The organism is Gammaproteobacteria bacterium (assembly GCA_029862005.1).
GTDB lineage: Bacteria > Pseudomonadota > Gammaproteobacteria.
Window position 1 is genome coordinate 1 of sequence record JAOTYD010000091.1, and the last position, 2,937, is coordinate 2,937.

Here is a 2,937-nt window from a genome sequence, read left to right on the forward strand (position 1 = left end):
CACCGATAATCGCGACATCCTTCATTAGCTTGCCATCAGCGCTTCGATTTCGTTCGCCTTCCGCGGCAGGGCATCGGTCAGAATTTCGTAACCCTGGCGCGTCACCAGCACGTCGTCTTCGATACGGATGCCGATATCCCACCATTTGCGGTGCACGCCTCGGCTTTTTGCGGGAATATAAATACCAGGCTCGATGGTCAGCACCATACCGGGTTCGAGCAGGCGCCATTCTTCGCCAACCTTGTAGTCGCCGACATCGTGCACATCGAGCCCGAGCCAGTGGCCGGTGCGATGCATGTAAAACCTGCGGTAAGCCTGCTCCTTGATCAGCTTCGGCACGGTTCCCTTTAACAGCTTGAGCTCGACCAGCCCTTTGGTGATCACCCGCACCGCGGCATTATGCGGGTCGTTCCAGTGGTTACCGGGCTGGACCTTCTTCACCGCGGCCGTATGCGCGGCGAGCACGATATCGTAAACCTCGCGCTGGGCGCTCGAATACTGGCCGTTAATCGGAAAGGTGCGGGTGACGTCGGAGGCATAGCCCTCGACTTCGCAACCGGCATCGATCAACAGCAAATCGCCGTCCTTCAACTCGTCGTTATTGTCGGTGTAATGCAAAATGCAACCGTTGGCACCGCCGCCGACGATTGCCGAGTAGGCGTGGTTGGCATTGTTAATGCGATATTCATGATCGAATTCGGCATGAATCTGATACTCATATTTACCCGGCGTACATATTTTCATCGCGCGATTGTGCGCGCGCACGTTGATCGCGGCGGCCTTGCGCATCAGACGCAGTTCCTCGCGGCTCTTGTAAAGGCGCATATCGTGCAGGATATAGTCCAGCGATACGAACTCGGAGGGCACATGCAGGCCGGCGCGCGATTGCGCCTTTATATGATTGACCCAGCCAATCAGGCGTTTATCGAATTCCGCGGAACCACCCATGGTATAAAAAATACTGTCAGTGCCTTCGAGCAGTCCCGGCAGGATATCGTCGATATCGTCTATCGGAAAGGAATCGTCGGCACCGTATATTTCGACCGCATCCTCCTGCCCGGCACGGCGACCGTTCCAGGTCTCCTGTTCCGGATCTTTCTCACGGCAAAACAGAATATACTCGCCATGCTTGCGGCCGGGAATCAGTACCATCACCGCATCGGGTTCGTTGAATCCGGTCAGATAGAGAAAATCGCTGTCCTGGCGAAACGGAAAATGGGCATCGCGATTGCGGATGATCTCACTGGCCGAGGGTAGAATCGCGATCGTATTCTTGCCCATCATTTTCATCAATTGACTACGGCGGCGTTTGAATTCGGCTGGTTTCATAGAGTAGTTTCTTTCAGTTTGGATACCTGGGGTATAAAGATTAAGTCTGATCCATTGGGGACAGACCTTCAGCTCTGTTCCCCTCGAAGGCACCCGCGATGCCTTTATCCACGACTAGTGTACTTTTGATGGAGCTTGTAACGGGTTCAGAGTCTCGTGCAACAGCAGCGTTGCCATACGCACGTGCTCGACAATCTCGGCAAACTGCAGTTCGGATTCATCGCTGTTTTCCTCGTCATGGCTGAGCTTACTAATTTCGAGCAAGTCTGACAAACACTCGCTAGCCTCATCGTCAAGCCTGTCATCGCTGGCGACACCGGCGACCCCAATGCCATACAGAAACCCCTGACACCAACTCGACAGTCCCAGCAGTCTCAGGCCAAAATCATCGCTCTCGTCGGGCAACAGCAATTCCAGGCTCAGGTCGTCGTTATCCAGTTGCTCACGGGTCAGCTGGTAAAGGCGCTCGAGCACGCCAAGCTGCTCCATCGCCAGCACGTTACCCCTGTCGGGCAAATCTTCCAGGGTATGGCCCAACCAGGTTGCAAGCGCCGCACTGTCGAGCAATAGCGCGCACAGGGTGCCGTGAGACTCGGCCGCATCGGCGGTCGCGCCCAGGTCCTGTAACGCGGTTTGCACGCTGTCAAAATCGAGCATTGTAGAAAACCCGTAGATTCGTATAATTTTTGCATTCTAGCACTCGTGCGTGGTGGCAAAAAACAACTGTATGTTGACCTGCGCGACTTAAGGCCTATGATTGCACTATGGACTCCGATAAAAACGTATATACAGAAGACGACCTCAGGCAGCTCGAGCAGCGTATCGACGAGCTCATTGAAACTGTAGGCTCTCTCAAACATGAAAATACCAGCCTGAAACAGCAGAAAGACAAGCTGGTGACCGAACGCTCTCAACTGATCGAGAAGACCGAAATGGCGCGCAGCCGGGTTGAGGCGATGATTTCCCGCTTAAGATCACTCGAACTAGGCTCATGACAGACGCTCAACCGATCAATATTTCGATACTCGACAAGGACTACAAGGTAGCCTGCCCCCCCGGGGAGCAGTCAGCACTGCTCGAATCGGCCAAGTTTCTCGACAGCAAGATGCGTGAAATACGCGATACCGGCAATATCATGGGTTCGGAACGGATCGCGGTCATTACCGCGCTGAATATGGCCAATGACCTGCTCAGAACCAGCAACGTCGACAAGGAGCTCGGCCAGGAACTGCCGCCACGCCTGAAGGACCTGGAAAACAAGATTTCCCGCGTCCTCGAACAGGCAAAGCAGTTAGAAATCTAGCCATTAGAATTTTAAATTGTACTTTTCACCAATTTAAGGCCATAGTCATTAGGATACTGACTACGGTGATCGTTAGCATTCATCATAATCCTTGAGCCTATTTATCAATCTCGGGGACTTCCGTGTAACACTGATGTGCATGCCTGACGAGTCAGGAAGCCTAATGGGTTGCCAATAACCCCACCTGAACCTTCGGTTCAAGGTTGATAGATTTGCGACGACACCGTGGTTGGTATCCTATCCTCGATTTTATTCGTTGCTTTTCCAGTGCTTACGCGGATCGATTACAAACCACATTAAGCATG

The 2,937-nt window shown here is 53.1% G+C and carries 4 protein-coding genes and 1 other RNA gene; 3 read left to right on the forward strand and 2 right to left on the reverse strand.

Annotated features, from left to right (window positions below; all coding sequences use genetic code 11):
* Window positions 1–24: 24 nt before the first annotated feature.
* Both pepP and OES20_19050 read right to left on the reverse strand, forming a co-directional pair.
* Window positions 25–1,329, reverse strand: a complete 1,305-nt coding sequence (gene pepP / locus OES20_19045; GenBank protein MDH3636790.1) for a Xaa-Pro aminopeptidase — start codon at window positions 1,327–1,329, stop codon at window positions 25–27.
* Window positions 1,330–1,443: 114 nt separating this feature from the next.
* A complete protein-coding gene (locus OES20_19050) occupies window positions 1,444–1,986 on the reverse strand; it encodes a UPF0149 family protein (protein ID MDH3636791.1) in 543 nt (180 codons plus the stop codon).
* 107 nt (window positions 1,987–2,093) lie between these two features.
* Here OES20_19050 and OES20_19055 point away from each other — a divergent pair, with 107 nt between their 5' ends.
* The 3 genes from OES20_19055 (at window position 2,094) to ssrS (ending at window position 2,868) form a co-directional block, all read left to right on the forward strand.
* The gene (locus OES20_19055) at window positions 2,094–2,324 is read left to right on the forward strand and encodes a TIGR02449 family protein (protein ID MDH3636792.1); all 231 of its coding nucleotides are present in this window, start codon (window positions 2,094–2,096) and stop codon (window positions 2,322–2,324) included.
* Window positions 2,321–2,632: a cell division protein ZapA gene (locus OES20_19060; protein MDH3636793.1), complete on the forward strand. Its 312-nt coding sequence runs from the start codon at window positions 2,321–2,323 to the stop codon at window positions 2,630–2,632. Before OES20_19055 ends, OES20_19060 begins: the two co-directional genes overlap by 4 nt.
* A gap of 54 nt (window positions 2,633–2,686) precedes the next feature.
* Window positions 2,687–2,868: non-coding RNA, 6S RNA (ssrS, locus tag OES20_19065), on the forward strand.
* Window positions 2,869–2,937: the final 69 nt, after the last annotated feature.

Bases quoted from the DNA above. Each gene is read 5' to 3' on its own strand.
- pepP (MDH3636790.1), bottom strand. From the start codon at position 1,329: ATGAAACCAGCCGAATTCAAACGCCGCCGTAGTCAATTGATGAAAATG.
- OES20_19055 (MDH3636792.1), top strand. From the start codon at position 2,094: ATGGACTCCGATAAAAACGTATATACAGAAGACGACCTCAGGCAGCTC.
- OES20_19050 (MDH3636791.1), bottom strand. From the start codon at position 1,986: ATGCTCGATTTTGACAGCGTGCAAACCGCGTTACAGGACCTGGGCGCG.
- OES20_19060 (MDH3636793.1), top strand. From the start codon at position 2,321: ATGACAGACGCTCAACCGATCAATATTTCGATACTCGACAAGGACTAC.